The following is a 19,600-nucleotide window of genomic DNA, read 5'->3' on the forward strand; positions in this document are numbered from 1 at the left end:
AACCGGGATACGTCCCGGTTTTTTTATGTGCTCGCGGCGCGCGCTCGGCCCGCGCCGCCCATCGCCCGCGGCTCTTTGAACGTGTGCCGAAAAACCTGGTTCGTGCGAAATACGCGACGGTGCGCGAGCGGCGGCATCACACGTGCGACGCCGCGCCGTCGAGCGCCGCGCGCACGCGTTCGACGCGCTGCTCGTCGACGGGCGCCAGCACCTCGCCGCGCGGCCGTACGCCCGAGCCGAAATGCACCGCGCGCACACCCGTCGCCCGGACGAAATCGCCGACCGCCTCGATCGTGAGCCCCGAGCCGGCCAGCACCGTGCAGGTCGTGCCCGCCGCCTGCCGCACGAGCCGCGTGATCGTCGCGACCGCATCGAGCACCGACGGATGACCGCCCGACGTCAGGACGGACGTGACGGCCGGCACGCGCAGCAGCGCGTCGAACGCGGCGTTCAGATCGCGCGCGACGTCGAACGCGCGGTGGAACGTGAGCGCGCGCTCGTCGGCGGCGGCCGCGATGCGGGCCAGCGCGCCGAGATCGACGTCGCCGCGCGCATCGAGCGCGCCGAACACGACGCCGTTCGCGCCGGCGGAGACGGCCGCACGCACGTCGCGCTCGATCACGCGCAGGTCGTCGGCGTCATAGACGAACGAGCGGCTGTGCGGACGCACGATCACGTTGACGGGAATCGGCACGGCGGCCACCACGGCCTCGATCAGCCCGACGCTCGGCGTGAGCCCGCCTTCGGTGATCGCGGTCACGAGTTCGAGGCGGTCGGCGCCCGCGCGGGCGGCGGCCTTTGCATCGCCGACGGTCGTGGCGATCACTTCGAGGAGAACGGAAGAAGCGGCGTGTCGGTTCATGGGCGGCCCGCGAATCGTCTGGACAATTCGCGCATCCTAGCCGAGCCGCGTGACGGACGCCAGCGCCCCGGCGGCCGCGTATGTCGGCCGAATACGTCGGCCGCGTCCTTCAGCCGCGCCGCACGAGCCGGATGCCGACCAGTGCGGACAACGCCGTCACCGCGGCGCCGGGCACGAACCTGAACATCCGTGCGCTGAAGTGCGCGCCCTGCGGCTGCATCATGTCGACGATCGCCGGTGCTAGCCGTGCGTCGCTACGCCGCTTCGGCGTCGTCGTCGCTCCAGTCGATATCGCCGCACAGCACGCGCTGCGCATCGCCGACGCGCACGGCCACCGACAGCGTCACGCACGGCTGCGCCTCGTTGATCGACAGGTACGGCCGCGTGACCTGCACGCGCCCCGGTTCGGCGATCGCCGAGCGGAAATACGGCCGGCGCAGCCAGTTCGCGCCCTGCGCGTCCGCGAGCGGCGAAAAGCGCGCCTCGGCCAGCGCGCGATCGGCGCGCAGCACGAGGTTGCGGCCCGACTGCCGGCCCTGCGCGTCGAGCAGGAAACAGCGCGCGGCCGCGTCGAGCGCGAGGAAGTTCCAGCACACCTCGTCGAGCGGCTCGCCGGCCTCGAGGCGCTCGGCCGCACGTTCGAACGCGCGCAGGTACGGTGCGAGCCGCTGCGTGTCGCGTCGTTCGCGCGCTTCGGTCTGCTGACGAAAGCGCTCGGTCAGCTCGCCGATGCAGCCGGTCGCGGCCGCGCTGTCGGGCAGCCCCGGCGCGGGCCGGCCGAAGTAGTAGCCCTGCACGAAATCGGCCTCGCACGACAGCGCGATCTGCGCTTCGTGCTCGGTCTCGATCCCTTCGACGAGCACCAGCTTGCCGGCCTCGTGCAACAGCGTCACGAGCCCGTGCAGGATCGCGGTGAGCCCCGTACGGTGCGCCGCGTGCGACAGCATGATCCGGTCGAGCTTCACGATGTCCGGGTTCAGCTGCCAGATCCGCTCGAGGTTCGAGTGGCCCGCGCCGAAATCGTCGAGCGCGATCAGGAAGCCGTGCGTGCGGAATTCGCGCACGGCCTCCGCGAGCCGCTCGACGTCGTCCGCGCGCTGCTCGAGCACTTCGAGGACGATACGCCGCGGCGGCATGCCGAGCCGCTTCAGGTTCGCGAGCAGCGCGGCCGCCTGGAACGGATCCGTGAGCACGCCCGGATGGACGTTGAGAAACAGCCACTCGCGCTCCGCGCCGAGCAGCGCGAAGTTCTCCAGATGCAGCGCCTGCGCGAGCCGGTCGATCTGCAGCAGTTCGCCCCGGCGCGCGGCTTCGCCGAACACGTCGAGCGGCGACACGGGGCGGTCGAGCGCATCGTGCGCGCGCAGCAGCGCCTCGTAGCCCACCGCACGCTGGTGCGACAGGCTGAATATCGGCTGGAACACGGTCGTGAGCGTCAGGTCGCGGTGCTGCGTCGCCAGCCGTTCGAAGCCGGAGCTCATCTCCCGCTCGAACCGGTACGGCGACGCGGCGGCCGGACGCTCCTGTTGCACGATCGTCATGCCCTTCTCCTGGTGATGCGGTCGAACGCGACGTCCGCCGAACGAAACGACGAACAGGACGGCGCGCGCAATGTCATGGTTGGACCCTCGGTTGCCCGGCTTGGGCCGGGCGGCTGCCCACCTTCAAGCAAGCTCCGTGCAAGGTGCGCGGAACCTTGCACCGCGCGGCCGGGCCGGGCCGCCGCACCATCGTGGCGCACCATCGGCGCACCATTTCCGTGCGCACGCACCGGCCGCTCGAGCGCATCCGTCACGTCGGCACGCTACACTCCGTACGACCGTTTCATTCTGCCTATCCGCCGTATCGATGGAAATCGTCTTCACAGTCCTCATTCTGCTGCTGACCGTCGCGCTGTCCGGCGCCGTCACGCGCCTCCTGCCGTTGCAATTGCCGCTGCCGCTGATGCAGATCGCGTTCGGCGCGATGCTCGCGTGGCCGAAGCTGAACCTGCACGTCACGTTCGACCCTGAAATCTTCATGCTGCTGTTCATTCCGCCGCTACTGTTCGCGGACGGCTGGCGAATTCCCAAACGCGAGCTTTACCTGCAGCGCCGCGCGATCCTGATGCTCGCGTTCGGCCTCGTGTTCATGACGGTACTCGCGGTGGGCTACTTCGCGCATTGGCTGATTCCCGAGTTGCCGCTGCCGATCGCGTTCGCGCTCGCGGCGGTGCTGTCGCCGACCGATGCGGTCGCGCTGTCCGGCATCGCAGGCAAGGGGCGCATTCCGCCGCAACTGATGCACATCCTCGAAGGCGAGGCGCTGATGAACGACGCGTCGGGCCTCGTCGCGCTGAAGTTCGCGATCGCGGCCGCGCTGACGGGCGTGTTCTCGCTGCGCGCCGCGTCGCTCACGTTCGTGATCGTCGCGGCCGGCGGGCTCGCGACGGGCGCGATCGTGTCGTGGGTGTTCAGCGCGCTGTCGACGCGCTTCCTGAATGCCGAGCAGGAAGGCGACCCGGCCCCCGGCATCGTGATGACGCTGCTGGTGCCGTTCGCGGCCTACCTGTTCGCCGAGCACCTCGACCTGTCGGGCGTGCTCGCGGCCGTATCGGCCGGGATGATGATGAATTACACGAGCTTTTCGCGCAAAAGCACCGTCGCGTCGCGCGTGCGCGCCGAAAGCACGTGGGCGATGATCGAGTTCGTGTTCAACGGCATGGTGTTCATCATGCTCGGGCTGCAGTTGCCGCACATCATCGGCCGCGCGCTCGTCGACGCGCACCATACGAGCGACGCGCTCGTCGGCCGCATGATCTTCAACGTGTGCGCGATGATGCTCGCGCTGTATGCGATCCGCTTCCTGTGGGTGTGGCTGCTGCGCTGGTTCGCGAGCCGGCGCGCGGCGCGCCACGGCCTCGCCGGCACGATGGCCGGCGTGCGCACGATCGCGGTGATGACGGTCGGCGGCGTGCGCGGCGCGGTCACGCTCGCCGGCGTGCTGTCGATCCCGGTCGCGCTGTCCGACGGCGCGCCGCTGCCGGGCCGAGACACCGCGGTCTTCATCGCGTCGGCCGTGATCCTGGGCTCGCTGATCGTTGCGGTGATCGGCCTGCCGCTGCTGCTGCGCGGCGTGCGATCGACGCGCAACGCGCTCGGCGACGAGGAGCGCATCGCACGCTCGGCCGCCGCGCAGGCCGCGATCCGTGCGATCGACGCGTCGCACGACGCGATCTCGGCCGATCTCGACGAATCGGGCGCGGCACGCTGCGCGGACATCTCCGCCCGCGTGATGGACCAGTACCGCCGCCGGCTGGCCGCGCTGGCCGAGGACGGCCCCACGCCGCGCGCGGAAGCGAAGCAGACCGAAACGATGGAGCTGCAGATGCGGATCGCGGCCGTGCGCGCGGAACGCTCGGCGCTGTACCGGCTGCGCACCGACAGCAAGATTTCCGACGAGACGCTGACGAAGCTGCTTCGCGAGATCGACCTGTCGGAAACCGCGCTGTCGACGCGCAAGAAAGGCATTCTTTGAGCGATCGGCCGCGGCCGGCGCGCAGCCGCCCGAGAGGCAAAAAAACGGCGACGCACCGGCTGAACTGACCCCACGAAGTTGGACGGTTAAAATCTAAGCGGCCGAGGGCTGAGTCCTGTATTGCACGGGACTCAGCCCGTTTAATTTGAGCTTGATGCGTTCGTGGTTGTAGTAGTGAATGTAGCGGCTCAACGCATCTCGCAACTGCTCCACGTTCGTAAAGCGCGCCAGCCGATAGCACTCGGATTTCAGCGTGCCGAAGAAGCTCTCCATGGCTGCGTTATCAAGGCAGTTACCTCTGCGCGACATGCTCTGGGTGAGCGCATGCTGCTTCAACAACCGACGGTAGGCGGGCATCTGATACTGCCAGCCTTGATCCGAATGCAGTAACGGCCGTCCTTCATCATCGAGCTTGGCCACCGCCTTCTTCAACATGCCGCTGACCAACTCGAAGCTCGGGCGCTCATCCATTTGGTAAGCGACGATCTCCCCGTTGTACAAGTCCATTACCGGCGACAGATAGAGCTTTTGGCCCCCTACATTGAATTCGGTCACGTCGGTCACCCACTTCTGATTCGGGCGTTCAGCATCAAACTGCCGCCGCAGTAGATTTGGGGCAACGCGGCCGACTTCGCCTCGCCAGGAACGATATCTCTTCGGGCGTACCAGAGATTTCAACTGCAGTTGTCCCATCAACCGCTGCACGGTCTTGTGATTGATCGCGTGTCCCGCTTGCCGGATCACTGTCGTGATTCGCCGATAGCCGTAACGGCCCTTGTGGTGGTCGTACACGCTCCGGATCTTCACTTTGAGATCCGCATACCGATCGCCAGCATCCAATACCTTGAGTTGGTAATAGAACGTGCTGCGTGCCAGACCTGCCGCCTTCAGTAACGCGGCTACCGGATGGCATTGCCTAAGCTCACGTATTATTTGCGTTTTTTCCTGGGCGCTGTCTGCTTCTTTGATTGCAGCAGCGCATCGAGCTTTTTTAGGTATGCCACCTCCGCGCGCAAATACACGATTTCCTTGAGCAGTTCCTCGCGGCTCGGCTCTTTCTGCGCGGCATCATCGGTAGGCTTCGGTGGCGGCAAGGTGGTCATCTTCGGGGGACGTCCTCGGCGACGAGGCATCAAGGCTTCTATACCGCCCTCATGATACAGGCGCTCCCAAACCGGGATGCTCCGTTCATTGCGAATGCCGAATACCACCGCCACTCGGGCATATGACAACTCATCGCGCCACATCCGTTGGAGCACCGATAGCTTGAATCGCGCGTCGTAGTGGCTGTGCTTCTTGCTCAGTCCGTCTTCGCCATGCTCTCGATAGCTCGCCACCCAACGTCGGACCATCGTGCTACCCACGCCGTAACGATGCGCAAGTGCCTTGGTCCCAGCCTCTCCAGCCAGGTATGCCTGAACCACCCGACGTCGGAAACGTTCGTCGTACTTCGTCATGAAAAACACCCCAAAGGTTGGATCTAGTCCAACTTTTGGGGTGCAGTTCACCGGCGTCGCCGTTTTCACATCCGCCTGCCGCGGCGTTACTTCGCGACGACGACCGGAATCCCCTTCAGCATCCCCGCGCCCTTCATCTCGTCGAGCGCGTGCTGCACGGCCGCGCTCGTCGCCGCGTCGATGCCGAGCTGCAACGCGAGCTCGCGTTCCGCGCGCTTCACGCCGGCGAGGTTGCGCACCTTCACGTGACCGAAGCCGCGCACACGGGCATGCAGGTCGGCCAGTTGCACGACCTGCGCCGCATTGCCGGCCGTCATCGCGGCGAACGCACGCGCGAGCGTGGTCTCGTAATCGTCGGCCAGCGCGCGCTCCATCTTGCGCTCGACCGTGCGGCCGAACGGATCGAGCCACGTGCCGCGCAGGCCGCGCACACGCGCGAGCATGCCGAACACCGGCCACATCCACTGGCCGAACACGCGCTTCTTCGGCGTACTGCCGTCGCTGCCGGCCTTCGCGACCGTCGGCGGCGCGAGGTTGAACTTCACGCGGTACGCGTGGCCCGGCACGCCTTCGAACTGCGCTTCGAGCGCCGTGCGGAATGCGTCGTCCGTGTACAGCCGCGCGACTTCGTATTCGTCCTTCACCGCGAGCAGCCGGTAGAACGTCGTCGCGACCGCGCGCGTGAGCGCGTCGTCGCCCTTCGCGCGCGCCGCGTTCACCAGCGCACGGTAGCGCTCGACGTAGCGCGCGCCGCCGTATGCGTCGAGGCGCGCTTCGCGATCGGCGATCAACTCGGCGAGCGTCTCCGGCGCGGCGTGGGCGGCCACCGTATGCCGCGCGTTCCACAACGCGTCGAGGCCCGCCGCGTCGCCGGCCGCCATCCGGCCGATCGAGAACGCGAGCTTGTTCATCGGCACCGCGACGTTGTTCAGCTCGATCGCGCGCATCATCGCGGCGAGCGACACCGGCACGAGGCCGAGCTGCCATGCATAGCCGAGCATCAGGATGTTCGCGCCGATCGAATCGCCGAGGAACTTCGCGGCGAGCGCCTGCGCGTCGCAGCTCGACAGGTAGCCGTCGCCGGCCGCGTGGCGCATCTTCTCGAGCAGCGCATCCGCATGCAGGTTCGCGTCGGGGTTCTGCACGAACGACGCATTCGGGATCCGGTGCGTGTTGACGACGATGCGCGAACGCGCGTGACGCACCGTCTGCAGCGCTTCGGCGCTCGCCCCGACGACCATGTCGCACGCGAGCAGCACGTCGGCCTGCTGCGTGTCGATGCGCACCTGGTTCAGCCAGCGGTCGCTCGACGCGATCCGCACGAACGACAGCACCGAGCCGCCCTTCTGCGCGAAGCCCATGAAGTCGAGCACCGATGCGCTCTTGCCTTCAAGGTGCGCGGCCATGCTGATCAGCGCGCCGACCGTCACGACGCCGGTACCGCCGACGCCCGTCACGAGCATGTCGAACGGCGCCGCGTCGAGGTGCGTCGCCGGCACCGGCAGCGCGTCGACGCGCGCGGCGAGCGCCGCTTCGTCGAATGCGGCGCCCGCGGCCTTCTTCAGCGCCGCGCCTTCGACCGTCACGAAGCTCGGGCAGAAGCCGTTCGCGCACGAATAGTCCTTGTTGCACGACGACTGGTCGATCCGGCGCTTGCGGCCGAGCGGCGTCTCGAGCGGCTCGACCGACAGGCAGTTCGACTGCACGCCGCAGTCGCCGCAGCCTTCGCACACCGCGTCGTTGATGAACAGGCGCTTGTCCGGGTCGGGGAATTCGCCTTTCTTGCGGCGGCGGCGCTTCTCGGCCGCGCAGGTCTGGTCGTAGATCAGCACGGTGACGCCCGGCGTCTCGCGCAATTCGCGCTGCACCGCGTCGAGCTCGCTGCGGTGATGGAACGTCGTGCCCTTCGGAAAAAGCCCGTGATGGCCGTCGTACTTCTCCGGTTCGTCGGACACGACGACGAAGCGCGACACGCCTTCCGCCTCGACCTGCCGCGCGATCTGCGGCACCGAGATGCTGCCGTCGACCGGCTGGCCGCCCGTCATCGCGACCGCGTCGTTGTAGAGGATCTTGTACGTGATGTTCGCTTTCGCGGCGACCGCCTGGCGGATCGCGAGGATGCCCGAGTGGAAGTAGGTGCCGTCGCCGAGGTTCTGGAACACGTGCTTCGTGTTGGTGAACATCGCGTGCGCGGCCCAATCGACGCCCTCGCCGCCCATCTGGATCAGGCCCGTGGTGTCGCGCTCCATCCACGACGCCATGAAGTGGCAGCCGATGCCGGCCTGCGCGATCGAGCCTTCCGGCACCTTCGTCGACGTGTTGTGCGGGCAGCCCGAGCAGAAATACGGCGTGCGCTTCACCGCATCGGCCTCGTTCGACAGGATCTGCGGCGCGACGAGATCGACGACGCGCTCACGGCGGTCGAGCGCCGGCTTGTGCCGCGCGAGCCACTCGGCGAACACGGGCAGGATGCGCGACGGACGCAGCTCGCCGAGTTCCGACAGCAGGCACGCGCCGGCGGCGTCATGCTTGCCGAGCACGCGCGGGCGCGCGCCTTCGGTGCGGTTGTACAGGTAGTCCTTGATCTGCTGCTCGATGACCGGGCCCTTCTCCTCGATCACCAGCACTTCGGCGAGCCCGTCGACAAAAGTCTCGATGCGCGTCATTTCGAGCGGATACGACAGGCCGACCTTGTAGATCCGCACGCCGGCCGCGTCGAGATCGTCGACCGTCAGGTCGAGGCGGCGCAGCGCTTCCATCAGGTCGAGGTGCGCCTTGCCGCAGGTGACGATCCCGACGTTCGCCTGCGCGCCCGGCGCGATCCACTTGTCGATGCTGTTGGCGCGCGCGAAATGGCGGACCGCGTCGAGCTTCGCCGCGAGGCGCGCCTCGATCGTGAGGCTCGGCAGGTCGGGCCAGCGATTGTGCAGGCCGCCCGCGGGCGGCGCGAACCCCTCCGGCGCCGGCCACCGCGTCTGCAATGCATCGAGGTCGACGGTGGAGCCCGACTCGACCGTTTCCGAGATCGCCTTGAAGCCGACCCACGCACCCGAGTAGCGCGACAGCGCCCAGCCGTACAGGCCGAATTCGAGCATGTCGGCGATGTTCGACGGGTTCACGACCGGCATGTGCCACGCCATCATCGCGAAGTCGCTCTGGTGCGGCATCGACGACGACACGCAGCCATGGTCGTCGCCCGCGACGACCAGCACGCCGCCGTGCGGCGACGAACCGTACGCGTTGCCGTGCTTCAGCGCGTCGCCCGCGCGATCGACGCCCGGGCCCTTGCCGTACCACATCGCATACACGCCTTCGACCGTGCGCTCGGGGTCGGCCTCGACGCGCTGCGTGCCGAGCACGGCCGTGCCGCCGAGTTCCTCGTTGATCGCGGGCAGAAAGCGCACGCCGCTCGCGTCGAGCAGTTTCTTCGCCTTCCACAGCTGCTGGTCGACCATGCCGAGCGGTGAGCCGCGATAGCCGCTGACGAAGCCGGCCGTGTTGATCCCCAGTTCGGCGTCGACCGTGCGCTGCATCAGCAGCAGGCGGACCAGCGCTTGCGTGCCGGTCAGGAAGATCCGGCCGCGCGTCGCGGTCAGGTTGTCGGTCAGGCGGTAGTCGGACAGGGCAGGCGTGCCGTCGACGGGCAGGCGGGCGGTCATGGGGGGAAGTCTCCGGATTGTGATGTTCTGGGCCGCGCGCGACAGGGCGTCGGATGACGCAAGGTGCCGGCAGCGAATTGCTCTATTTTTTCGCGCGCAGCCGAGAATGTTTTTCCTCATCTTGCTCGGACCGGCGGGCAGCGAGAAAAACTGCGCAGCTTTTGGTCGGGATTTGAGAGAGTTTTCGCGCGGGTGGTGGGGGTGGGCGGCGGGAGCGCGGTCGGGGATGCGTCAGGGCGGTTGGGGCTTGGGGGCTTGGGGGCTTGGGGCTTGGGGCTTGGGACGGAAACGCCGGTGGTGGCCGCAAGGGCCACCGCCTGACCGGCGATCGGCGCTCGAACCCCGTCCGACAAGGGTTTCGGCGGCATCGGGCCGTCACCCTCACCGTTGAAATGCACAGCGTTCCGATTGGTCGGCGACGACGGATGTCCACAATGCCGCGCCCTTCGGCCGATCGGGCTCGCGCGCTCACCGTTCGATTGCACAGCATTTCGAGTGGCGTCGGGACCGGGATGTCCACATCCGGAAATCGACATGCGGAGCGCTCGGCCAGCGACGCTCACCGTTGAAATTCACAGCTTGGCGAGTGGATGCCGGCGGCAGATATCCACATCGGAAACCGCGCGTTTCGTCGGTCCGACTTTCACCCTCACCGTTCGAATACACAGGGTCGAGAGTCGGCTTTCCGACCGAATATCGTCGTGTGAACACGCAGGCCGTGTGATTGCCGGCCACACTCACCGTCGAAATACACAGGGCTTCGACTGGCTGCGGTGTCAGTTGTCCACGCGCGGATCCGCGCCGTCTCCCGGCCATACGCCCACCCTCACCGTCGAATACCACAGCGCGTCGAGTGATCGGACGGGCCGGATATCCACATGGACGAGCGCGCGCCGATCGATGGCAGACACAGCTTTCGAAGGGTGCCGACGCGCGGCAATCCATACCGGGAGCGGCTCATCACCCGATCGCACGCCGATGCTCACCGTCGAAATACACAGTGCCGCGAGTCGTTTCGGCGGACGGATATCCACACCGGCACGCACCTCGTCTTCGTTCGCAACCTTGCGCCCGCACCTGACAGGAACACCGCTTCGCGCGGCATCGGCGGTCGAACGGCCGCATCCCGACGGACTACGCCCGAGCGCGGGCGCACGCTCACCATTGAATTGCACAGCGCGCCGAGTCGCTGGAGAAAGCGGACAGGTGCGTCGAAATCCGTACGTTGCGAAGCACGCTCCGGCACTCACCGTTAGAATGCACAGCCGTTCGATTGGGGGCCGGAGCCGGGTATCGACGTCGCCCGGTCCGCATGCCGGGATCCCGCACGCGCGCCATTCGGCTAGAATGCGCGTCGCCCCGAACCGCGGCAACGGCCCGAAACCCGCGCCGGAGCAGGCGCACCGCCGGATCGGGCGAGGCACTCACCATTGAGTTTCACAGCATTTCGCTTCGTCTTGCCGCGAGTTGTCCACAACCCGCTTCATGTATCGCGCAGCATCCGGTCATCCTCACCTGTGAAAACCACAGGGCGCCGAGTCGTTTCGACGCGCGGATATCCACAACCGGGCGCACGAGCAATTTCTTCATCTGCCGCGCGACGGGCAACGCGGCGCACGATAACCGGGAAACCCGGAAAGGCTTGTCCGGACGGCCTCGGCGGCACACTCACCGTTCAAATGCACAGCGTTTCGAGTGGTCGCGGCGACGGGTTGTCCACATCCCTTCGACGCTGCGTCATCGCGCCGGCACGTGCGCCCGACCGAGATTATTCCGCGATCGACCGGATGATCCTTGCCGGATTGCCGCCGACCAGCGCATTCGCCGGAACGTCCCGGGTGACGACGGCCGCGGCCGCGACGACCGCGTTCTCGCCGATCGTCACGCCGCCGATGATCGTCGCACCCGCGCCGATCCACACGTTCCGCTCGATCACGATCGGCTTCGCGACCACGCAGTCGCGCCGCCTCGACGGTTCGACCGGATGACCGGACGTGATGAGGCTGACGTTCGGGCCGATCATCACGTCGTCGCCAATCTCGAGTCCGCCCAGATCGTAGAACGTGCAGTTCTGGTTGACGAACACGTTGCGCCCGAGCTTCATGCCGGCGCCGCCCGTCGCATGGAATGGCGGGATCAGTACGAAACCGTCGTCCACCTGCGTGCCGATCAGTTCACCGAACAATGCGCGCACGTCCGCCGCATCGTCGAACGTCAGGCGGTTGAGCCGCGCGGTGATCGCCATCGCCCGTTTGATCTCGGCCACCATGGCCGCCGATTCGGGTGTCCGGCGCGCAATGATCGTGGTGCGGTCGTCGTTTGCCATGCGTGACGGGTCTCCAGTAAATGCGGGGTTGCGTGATGCGTTGTCGATCGCGGGCGAGCGGCCGATTGCGTTGCCGTGTGCGCGGGTACTGCGGGATGGGCCGGGCACATTGTAGTGATGCCGATTTTTCACTGGGATTTTCGGGTTTTTTATAACTAGTTTTTATATAACTAGTTATTTGCAGAACTCTCGTCACGTAAAGGCTTCCCCGCGTATCGCCAGCTTCACCGCATGCAACTGAATCGGGCGCCCCTAGCCAGACGCCCTAGCCGGGCGCCCCTGTCCCAACCTCCCGGGCTCGGGTACGCTTGGGCATCCACCGGATCGACACCTGCACCCAAACGCGGAGGCGCGATGAAGCTCTACTACTGGCCGAAGACCCGGGCATTCCGGGCGCTGTGGATGCTCGAGGAAATCGGCGTGGTGTACGAACTCGTGCCGATCGACCTGCGCTCGCACGAACAGGGCAGCGACGCGTTCGTGCAGGTCAACCCGATGGCCAAGCTGCCCGCGCTCGACGACGGCGGCCCCCCGTTCGCCGAATCGGGCGCCGTGCTGCTCTATCTCGCCGACCGCTGCCCGGCTGCCGGGCTCGGCGTCGCGCCCGACGATCCGCTGCGCGGCCGTTTCCTCCAGTGGATGTTCTTCACGCCGACCTGCCTCGAACCGGCGATGGCCGAGAAATTCACCGGCGCGTCGGGCAATCCGGTCGCGTTCGGCTGGGGCAACATCGCGCGCGTGCAGCGGGCCCTCGCGCAAGCGCTCGCCCACAGCCGCTGGCTCGTCGGCGAGCGCTTCACCGCGGCCGACCTGCTGCTCGCGAGCACGCTGAAGATCGCGTTCGACGCGCATCTGCTGCCGCACGAAGGCGTGCTCGGCGACTACGTCGCGCGCGCCGAGGACCGCGACGCGTTCCGCCGCGCGGTCGCGATCGAACAGCGCGAAGCGGCGCGTCTGCTGCACGCGTGACGCGCAACGGGGCGGCGCACCGCCGCCCTCGATCACGCCTGCGCGGCCGGCCCCGGCGCCGACGCGCCCGCGTCGATCACCACGCCCGGCGAACCGCGCTCGTCGGTATCGATCTCGATCGGCACGACGTCGTGAAAATGCGTGTAATCGATGTGCGTGATGCCGTCCTCGTCGTGCATCAGGTCCACATAGCGGTGGCGCCAGCGGATCTCGCCGTGCGCCCACGAATGACGCGCCTGCATGACCTGCGCCGTGGTCTCGTCCGAACCCTCGATCGTGATCAGCAGCGACGCATCGCGCGCGGCGAGCGATTCGGGCGTCTCGCCGAACAGCGCGCTCGACTCGTCGATCACGTGCATCAGGTTCCAGCCGAGCAGGAAGACCGGATGCTCGTTGCGCACGAGCGGCAGATCATGAATCTTGCGCAGCGAGTAGCCCTCGTGCGTGCCCTCGACGCGCATCAACCGCAATTTCGCCTGCGCCTCGGCGATCACGTTCTGGCGAGCATTCGCGGCGCGCACCATCAGCGTCATCCGGCCGTTCAGCGGCCGCACGATCGCGTAGCGCGCGAACAGGATCTTCGCCTGCGGCCGCGAAAAACGCGCGAACACGAGCCCCGTGGCCAGCGCGATGCCCGACATCCCGACGAAGATCTCGAGCGTCGCGACGAGGTGCGCATAAACCGTCTGCGGATGCATGTCGCCGTAGCCGACGGTCGCGAGCGTCTCGACGCTGAAGAAGAACGCGCCGCCGAAGCCCGCCGGCGACTGGTTCGCGATCGACGCATGGCCGAGCAGGTAGAGCGTCGCGAAGCCGCCGTTGAGCAGCAGGAACAGCACCGCGAGCGACAGGAAGAACACGGGCCAGCTCACCGTCAGCGCGCGGTGATAGAAATCGCGCCAGCCGAGGGGCGGCATCCCGTACGCGATCACCGGCCGGGTGCCCGACCAGATCTTGCGGCCACGGCCGCGGGAGGCAGGGGAAGACGAATCGACATTCATCGCGCGGGGCCGGTTACGGGGAGGCGATGAGCGTAGCACGCGCGGCAGCGGTCGGGAATGCGGGCCGGTTCGGAACGGAAATCCACCGGCTAGCCGCAAAAAAAACCGGCCGCACGAGCGGCCGGCTGCGTCGTCATGCGGACGCGCGCGTGGCGCGCGCCGCGATCACTTCCGGTCGACGATCACCTGATCGAACGTGCCGCCGTCGGCGAAATGGGTCTTCTGCGCGTTCGCCCAGCTGCCGAAGACCTGCTCGACGCTGAAGGTCTTCAGTGCCTTGAACTCGGCCGCATGCTTCTTCAGCACGGTCGCGTCGCGCGGGCGCAGATGGTGCTGCGCGATGATCTCCTGCGCTTGCGGCGTATACAGGTAGTCGAGATACGCCTGCGCGACCTTGCGCGTGCCTTTCTTGTCGACCACCTTGTCGACGACGGCGACAGGCGGCTCCGCGAGGATGCTCGCCGACGGATACACGGCGTCGAACTGCGCACCCGAGGCGCCCGTGTCCATCAGCGCGACCTCGTTCTCGAACGTGACGAGCACGTCGCCGATGCCACGCTGCGTGAAGGTCGTCGTGGCGCCGCGACCGCCCGAATCGAGCACCGGCACGTTGCGGAAGATCGCCTTCTCGAAGTCGAGCGCCTGCTGGTCGGTCGCGCCCTTCTGCTTCTGGAAGCCCCATGCGGCGAGATACGCATAGCGGCCGTTGCCCGAGGTCTTCGGGTTCGCGATGATCACCTGGACGCCCGGCTTCGCGAGATCGCTCCAGTCCTTGATCGCCTTCGGGTTGCCCTTGCGCACGAGGAACACCATCGTCGTCGAGTACGGCGAGCTGTTGTCCGGGAAGCGCGCGCGCCAGTCCTTCGGCAGCAGTTGGCCGCGCTCGGCGAGCAGGTCGATGTCGTTCGGCTGGTTCATCGTCACGACGTCGGCCTGCAGCCCCTGCAGCACCGACAGCGCCTGCGCGCTCGACGCGCCGTGCGACTGCTTGATCGTGACCGTCTCGCCGGTCTTCTGCTTGTAGGCGGCGGCAAAGCTCGCGTTGATGTCCTTGTACAGCTCGCGCGTCACGTCGTACGACACGTTCAGGATCGACGTGTCCGCGTGCGCGGCCGTCGCCGCCACGACCAGCGCCGCCGCCGCGCCCGTGTGCAGCCAGCGGCCGATCCCCTTGATGCTTGCCATCGTGATGTGCCCCGTTTCCAGTGGTGGTGAATGTGCGTGACCGCACGCGTACGCGCCGTCATCGAAACGTAAGCGGGCATTCTAGCGGCCGGGCGCAGCGCGCCTTCCAATCAGTCGTGGAAAGCAAATCTCGAATCCTGCTAAACGGCGGCCGGGGCTCGCGCGCCCCGCCGCCCCGGTGTTAAGATCGCCGCTCAGCCCACTCACGGTTCATCCATGTCCGCTATCCTGCGCTCGCCCTCGATCCTCGCCGCCGTCGCGGCAGGTGCGCGCGCGGCCGGGCTGAAACTGAAAAAACGACTCCTCGACTGACGGGGACGTCGCGTCCCGTCAGGCGAATGCCGGACGGGATGCCCGCAGGTCGTTTCTTTCTCCTTGCATGCACGCCTCGCTCCGGCACTGCGCCGGCGGAACGGTTCCTTCCCACTCCGTTTCCATCATGAGGCTTTGCATGAACACACGTTTCGAAGGTATCTGGCTGCCGATCGTCACGCCGTTCCATCACGGCGAGGTCGATCACGCGGCGCTCGCGCGGCTCGCGCGCCACTATGCGGCCGCCGGCATCGCGGGCTTCGTCGCGGGCGCGACGACCGGTGAAGGCGTGCTGCTCGACGCGCGCGAACAAGACGCGGTGTTCGCGACGCTGCGCGACGCGGCGCCCGGGCTGCCGATCGTCGTCGGGCTGACCGCGAGCGCGACGCACTTCGCGGCCGCCCGCGCGCGGGAACTCGCGGCGCTGCGCCCCGACGGGCTGCTCGTCACGCCGCCCGTCTATGTGCGGCCGACGCAGGACGGCATCCGCCGCCATGTCGAGATGATCGTCGACGCGGCCGACCTGCCCGTACTCGTCTACAACATCCCGTACCGCACCGGCGTGAACGTCGAACTGGACACGCTGCAGGCGCTCGCACGCGATCCGCGCGTCGCGGGCATCAAGGAATGCGGCGGCACGCTCGACCGGATGAGCCGGCTCGTGCACGACACGCCGCTCGCGATCCTGTCCGGCGACGACAACCAGAACTTCGCGGCGATGTGTGCGGGGGCGCACGGCGCGATCGCGAGCAGCGCGCACGTGCTGCCCGAATGGCATGTGCGGATTCATGCGTTGCTGCGCGACGGTCGGCTCGCCGACGCGCGGCGCCTGTCGGTCGCGCTGCAGCCGCTCGTCGCGGCGCTGTTCGCGGAACCGAACCCGGCGCCGGTGAAGGCCGTGCTCGCCGCGCAAGGATGGTGCGAGGACGGGTTGCGGCTGCCGTTCGTGCCGGCGAGCGAGGGGTTGCGGGAGAGGTTGGGCAGGCTCTGTGCGGCGCTCGAGGAAATCGAACCGCACGCTGCGGCTGCATGAACGGCCCGTCATGCATTGGGGGCCGGCGACCGCCGGCTTCCCGCCTGGCAGATTGTTTCAGACTGTCAGGACCACAGACATGCCGTACCGGGCGAGATGCCCATCGGCAGTGACGAGCTGCAGGGGTTCATGCTGGGCCTGCGCAACGAGCAGCCGATCGAACGGGTCGCGATGATGGCTCGGCAAGTTGCGCACGGCTGCCCCGTGTACGGCCCGGACCGGCAGTTCGCGGAACCCGCTCGCCCGAAGCGCGCGGACTAGCCGATCCACATCGACATCGAGCTTCCCCAAGCCGGCCTTGATGGCGACCTCCCAGATACTCGCGCTGCTGACGAACCGCTCATCGGCGCCCGAGATCAGTCTGCGCGCTCGGGCGCTGAGCTTCGGGTCGTCGGTCACGCTCCACAAGAAGATGTGCGTATCGAGCAGCAACCGCATCAGCGCCCTTCGAAAGCAGCCAGCAAGTCGTCGGGCAGCGGTGCGTCGAAGTCGTCCGCAATCCGGACCTGACCTTGCAGGAGGCCAAACCGAACGGGCCGTTTGACGGATACGGACCGATCCCCGGATGCTGTCGGGTTCGAGATCGCGATTTCCTCGCCGGAAACCGAAACGTCGACTTGTTGCGATGGATCGGCCGTGGTGCCGGGAATATTTGCGCGTTGCATGATGACCTCCGCGTTGGATGCCACCACTGTAGTCAAGTCCGCCAGGATGATCCATTCAGCCGAACGGGGGATGCCAAACCGGATCTCGGCGGCTCGTCACGCCGCGAGCGCCGCCCCCGCCCCCGCCCCCTCCGTCGCCTCCCGCACCGCCTGCGTCACGATCCGCGCGAGCCGGTCGATCGTCGGGGTCGCCGACGACGTGCGCCGCAACAGGATCAGCGGCAGGCTCGGCAATGCCGGCAGCCCGAACGACGCCGCGTCGAGCACGCGCACCGATGCGGGCAGCCCGTAATGCGAGCGCACCGTCAGCCCGAGGCCCGCCGCCGCGGCCGCCCATAGCCCGGCCAGGCTCGGCGTCGTGAACGCGACGCGCCACGGCATGCCGGCGCGATCGAGCGCATCGGTCGCCGCGCCGAAGAACCGGCACGGCCGGTCGAACACGACGAGCGGCAACGGCTCGCCCGTCGCACGCACGGCACGGCCGCCGGTTTCACCGACACCGCCCTCCACGCCCGCGTCCGCACCGCCATCCGGCACACCGACACCACCGGCCGCCACCGCGCCGATCCATTGCATCGGCACCTGCGCGATCGCGTCGCCGTCGATCCCTGCCCGCGACACGAGCGCCGCCGACGCCGGATCGCCCCACACGAGCGCCAGGTCGAGCTGGTTCGCATCGAGCCGGTCGAGCAGATCGGCGTTGCGCGCCACGCGCGCCTCGATCCGCACCTTCGGATGCGCACGCGCGAACCGCCCGAGCACGTCCGGCAGGATCGCCTCGCCGAAATCCTCCTGCAGCCCGACCCGTACCCAGCCGTCGAGATTCACGCCGCGCACGGCCGCGGCCGCCTCGTCGTTCAGCTCGATCATCCGCCGCGCGTAGCGCAGCATCGCATCGCCGGCATCGGTCAGTGCGAGCCCGCGCCCGGCTTTCACGAACAGCGGCGTGCCGGCCTGCTCCTCGAGCTTGCGGATCTGCGCGCTCACCGCCGACGACGAGCGCGCGACGCGGTCCGCCGCCTTCGCGAAACTGCCGAGATCCACGCCCGCGACGAGACTGCGCAGCGCCGCGACGTCGAAGTTGGGGCGCGCCAGCGCGGCGTCGGCCACCGCGAGCGGCTCGCCGCCGTCGCGCGGAATGTCTTGTCCAGGCATCTCAATCATCCTGTTTCATCGAACGATTAATCAAAAACTTTCCGATTTTCAGGATGAATGTAGGCCGCCAGACTGTGTACGTCAACTTCGAACCGGGCCTGCCGTCATGGATACCTCGTGCATCGCTTCCCCCTCTTCGCCTGCCCGCGACGTGCGCGGGCCGGCCCATCGCTGGCGCGTGCTGGCCGCCGGCGTCGCCGCCAACATGAGCTTTTCGGCCGCCGCGGCCGGCATTCCGACCACGGCCGTGTGGATGCGCACCGCCTATCACCTCGACAACGGCGCGCTCGGCCTCGTGCTCGGCGCGCTCGGCTTCGGCGTCGCGTTGTCCGAGCTGCCGTGGGGAATCGCCGCCGACCGCTTCGGCGACCGCCGCGTGCTGCTGACCGGGCTCGTCGCGACGGCCGCGATGCTCGCGTTGATGATGGTCACGATCGCCCCGACCGCGCACGCGGTGCCGCCGCTCATGCGCGTCGTCACGGCAATGGGGGGCGTCGGCCTGCTCGGCGGCAGCGTGAACGGGTCGAGCGGGCGGGCGGTGATGCGCTGGTTCGGCGAGCGCGAACGCGGGCTCGCGATGAGCATCCGCCAGACGGCCGTGCCGCTCGGCGGCGGCCTCGGCGCGGCGCTGCTGCCGGCGCTTGCCTCGCATGCCGGCTTCGCCGCGGTGTTCGGCGCGCTGATGCTGCTGTGCGCGGGATCGGCCGCGCTCACCTGGCGCTGGCTGCACGAGCCGCCCGCCGAGCCGGCCGCGGCGCACCTCGACACGCGTCGCGCCGCCCGCCGGTCACCGGCCGCCGGCCCCGCGCGCAACCCGCTCGCGAGCGGCCCCGTGTGGCGCATCGTGCTCGGCATCGGCGTGCTGTGCACGCCGCAATTCGCGGTGCTCACGTTCGCGACGGTGTTCCTGCACGACTTCGGCCGGCTCGGCCTCGCCGGCATCAGCGCGGCGATGGTCGCGCTGCAGCTCGGCGCGATGGCGATGCGCGTCTGGAGCGGCCGCCATACCGACCGGCACGGCAACCGGCGCGCGTACCTGCGCGGTTCCGTGTTCGTCGCGGCCGGGTCGTTCGCGCTGCTCGCCGCGGCGACGGCCGGCAGCCCGCACGTGCCGCTCGCCGCGATCGTCGCGATTCTCGTGTTCGCCGGCATCTGCGTGTCGGCATGGCACGGCGTCGCGTATACGGAGCTCGCGACGCTCGCGGGCGCGAACCACGCGGGCACCGCGCTCGGGATGGCGAACACGATCGTCTATCTCGGGCTGTTCGCGACGCCGCTCGCGATTCCGCCGCTGCTCGCCGCGAGTTCGTGGAGCGTGGTATGGCTCGCGGCGGCGCTGATCGCGGGCGCGACCTATCCGCTGTTCGCGGCGAAATAGCCGCCGCCCGTTTCACGCGGGCGGTGCCGGCGGTGCGGGCGGCACGGGCAGCGCGGCGAAGCTCCCGACGCCCGCGCCCCCG

The 19,600-nt window shown here is 68.1% G+C and carries 14 protein-coding genes; 4 read left to right on the top strand and 10 right to left on the bottom strand.

Annotated features, from left to right (window positions below):
- Positions 1-136: 136 nt before the first annotated feature.
- Positions 137-862, bottom strand: coding sequence for a copper homeostasis protein CutC (locus CFB46_RS02805; RefSeq protein ID WP_089499229.1), 726 nt, complete (start codon positions 860-862; stop codon positions 137-139).
- A 254-nt stretch (positions 863-1,116) separates the two neighbouring features.
- A complete protein-coding gene (locus CFB46_RS02815) occupies positions 1,117-2,403 on the bottom strand; it encodes a sensor domain-containing phosphodiesterase (RefSeq protein WP_027785588.1) in 1,287 nt (428 codons plus the stop codon).
- Between the two features lie 307 nt (positions 2,404-2,710).
- On the opposite strand from CFB46_RS02815, the gene CFB46_RS02820 reads away from it, so the two are divergent.
- Positions 2,711-4,378 (top strand): Na+/H+ antiporter, encoded by a 1,668-nt coding sequence (locus CFB46_RS02820; RefSeq protein WP_089499231.1) that lies wholly within the window; start codon positions 2,711-2,713, stop codon positions 4,376-4,378.
- 93 nt (positions 4,379-4,471) lie between these two features.
- Here the strand turns inward: CFB46_RS02820 and CFB46_RS02825 are convergent.
- The 3 genes from CFB46_RS02825 to CFB46_RS02840 all read right to left on the bottom strand — a co-directional run bounded on the left by CFB46_RS02825 (position 4,472) and on the right by CFB46_RS02840 (position 11,820).
- Positions 4,472-5,835, bottom strand: a protein-coding gene (locus CFB46_RS02825; RefSeq protein WP_089499232.1) for an IS3-like element ISBmu5 family transposase whose coding sequence is annotated in 2 segments (ribosomal slippage) — positions 4,472-5,373 and positions 5,373-5,835 — 1,365 coding nt in all. Because the reading frame shifts where the segments join, the coding sequence is not laid out codon by codon here.
- A gap of 86 nt (positions 5,836-5,921) precedes the next feature.
- The gene (locus CFB46_RS02830) at positions 5,922-9,494 is read right to left on the bottom strand and encodes an indolepyruvate ferredoxin oxidoreductase family protein (protein ID WP_089499233.1); all 3,573 of its coding nucleotides are present in this window, start codon (positions 9,492-9,494) and stop codon (positions 5,922-5,924) included.
- Positions 9,495-11,262: 1,768 nt separating this feature from the next.
- The gene (locus CFB46_RS02840) at positions 11,263-11,820 is read right to left on the bottom strand and encodes a DapH/DapD/GlmU-related protein (RefSeq protein WP_089499234.1); all 558 of its coding nucleotides are present in this window, start codon (positions 11,818-11,820) and stop codon (positions 11,263-11,265) included.
- A 354-nt stretch (positions 11,821-12,174) separates the two neighbouring features.
- Here CFB46_RS02840 and CFB46_RS02845 point away from each other — a divergent pair, with 354 nt between their 5' ends.
- On the top strand, positions 12,175-12,789 hold the full coding sequence (locus tag CFB46_RS02845; protein ID WP_089499235.1) for a glutathione S-transferase family protein: 615 nt from the start codon (positions 12,175-12,177) through the stop codon (positions 12,787-12,789).
- Positions 12,790-12,821: 32 nt separating this feature from the next.
- Here the strand turns inward: CFB46_RS02845 and CFB46_RS02850 are convergent, their stop codons facing one another.
- Together CFB46_RS02850 and CFB46_RS02855 are read right to left on the bottom strand one after the other, a co-directional pair.
- Positions 12,822-13,790 (bottom strand): ion channel, encoded by a 969-nt coding sequence (locus tag CFB46_RS02850; RefSeq protein WP_089499236.1) that lies wholly within the window; start codon positions 13,788-13,790, stop codon positions 12,822-12,824.
- A 165-nt stretch (positions 13,791-13,955) separates the two neighbouring features.
- The gene (locus CFB46_RS02855) at positions 13,956-14,975 is read right to left on the bottom strand and encodes a sulfate ABC transporter substrate-binding protein (protein ID WP_060317059.1); all 1,020 of its coding nucleotides are present in this window, start codon (positions 14,973-14,975) and stop codon (positions 13,956-13,958) included.
- Positions 14,976-15,426: 451 nt separating this feature from the next.
- Between CFB46_RS02855 and dapA the strand changes: the two genes are divergently transcribed.
- Positions 15,427-16,320, top strand: a complete 894-nt coding sequence (gene dapA / locus CFB46_RS02865) for a 4-hydroxy-tetrahydrodipicolinate synthase (protein WP_089499237.1) — start codon at positions 15,427-15,429, stop codon at positions 16,318-16,320.
- A 57-nt stretch (positions 16,321-16,377) separates the two neighbouring features.
- Here dapA and CFB46_RS02870 read toward each other — a convergent pair whose 3' ends face one another.
- The 3 genes from CFB46_RS02870 to CFB46_RS02880 form a co-directional block, all read right to left on the bottom strand.
- Positions 16,378-16,758, bottom strand: coding sequence for a type II toxin-antitoxin system VapC family toxin (locus CFB46_RS02870; protein WP_089499238.1), 381 nt, complete (start codon positions 16,756-16,758; stop codon positions 16,378-16,380).
- Complete coding sequence (locus tag CFB46_RS02875) at positions 16,758-16,985, bottom strand: hypothetical protein (protein WP_027785597.1); 228 nt, start codon at positions 16,983-16,985, stop codon at positions 16,758-16,760. Before CFB46_RS02875 ends, CFB46_RS02870 begins: the two co-directional genes overlap by 1 nt.
- A gap of 96 nt (positions 16,986-17,081) precedes the next feature.
- Positions 17,082-18,140: a LysR substrate-binding domain-containing protein gene (locus tag CFB46_RS02880; RefSeq protein ID WP_089499327.1), complete on the bottom strand. Its 1,059-nt coding sequence runs from the start codon at positions 18,138-18,140 to the stop codon at positions 17,082-17,084.
- A gap of 106 nt (positions 18,141-18,246) precedes the next feature.
- Here CFB46_RS02880 and CFB46_RS02885 point away from each other — a divergent pair, with 106 nt between their 5' ends.
- A complete protein-coding gene (locus CFB46_RS02885) occupies positions 18,247-19,518 on the top strand; it encodes an MFS transporter (RefSeq protein ID WP_027785599.1) in 1,272 nt (423 codons plus the stop codon).
- Positions 19,519-19,600 lie beyond the last annotated feature (82 nt).

This window comes from Burkholderia sp. HI2761 (genome assembly GCF_002223355.1).
Taxonomy (GTDB): Bacteria; Pseudomonadota; Gammaproteobacteria; order Burkholderiales; family Burkholderiaceae; genus Burkholderia.

Bases quoted from the DNA above. Each gene is read 5' to 3' on its own strand.
- dapA (WP_089499237.1), top strand. From the start codon at position 15,427: ATGAACACACGTTTCGAAGGTATCTGGCTGCCGATCGTCACGCCGTTC.
- CFB46_RS02850 (WP_089499236.1), bottom strand. From the start codon at position 13,790: ATGAATGTCGATTCGTCTTCCCCTGCCTCCCGCGGCCGTGGCCGCAAG.
- CFB46_RS02870 (WP_089499238.1), bottom strand. From the start codon at position 16,758: ATGCGGTTGCTGCTCGATACGCACATCTTCTTGTGGAGCGTGACCGAC.
- CFB46_RS02820 (WP_089499231.1), top strand. From the start codon at position 2,711: ATGGAAATCGTCTTCACAGTCCTCATTCTGCTGCTGACCGTCGCGCTG.
- CFB46_RS02815 (WP_027785588.1), bottom strand. From the start codon at position 2,403: ATGACGATCGTGCAACAGGAGCGTCCGGCCGCCGCGTCGCCGTACCGG.
- CFB46_RS02885 (WP_027785599.1), top strand. From the start codon at position 18,247: ATGGATACCTCGTGCATCGCTTCCCCCTCTTCGCCTGCCCGCGACGTG.
- CFB46_RS02845 (WP_089499235.1), top strand. From the start codon at position 12,175: ATGAAGCTCTACTACTGGCCGAAGACCCGGGCATTCCGGGCGCTGTGG.
- CFB46_RS02855 (WP_060317059.1), bottom strand. From the start codon at position 14,975: ATGGCAAGCATCAAGGGGATCGGCCGCTGGCTGCACACGGGCGCGGCG.
- CFB46_RS02875 (WP_027785597.1), bottom strand. From the start codon at position 16,985: ATGCAACGCGCAAATATTCCCGGCACCACGGCCGATCCATCGCAACAA.
- CFB46_RS02830 (WP_089499233.1), bottom strand. From the start codon at position 9,494: ATGACCGCCCGCCTGCCCGTCGACGGCACGCCTGCCCTGTCCGACTAC.
- CFB46_RS02840 (WP_089499234.1), bottom strand. From the start codon at position 11,820: ATGGCAAACGACGACCGCACCACGATCATTGCGCGCCGGACACCCGAA.
- CFB46_RS02880 (WP_089499327.1), bottom strand. From the start codon at position 18,140: ATGCCTGGACAAGACATTCCGCGCGACGGCGGCGAGCCGCTCGCGGTG.
- CFB46_RS02805 (WP_089499229.1), bottom strand. From the start codon at position 862: ATGAACCGACACGCCGCTTCTTCCGTTCTCCTCGAAGTGATCGCCACG.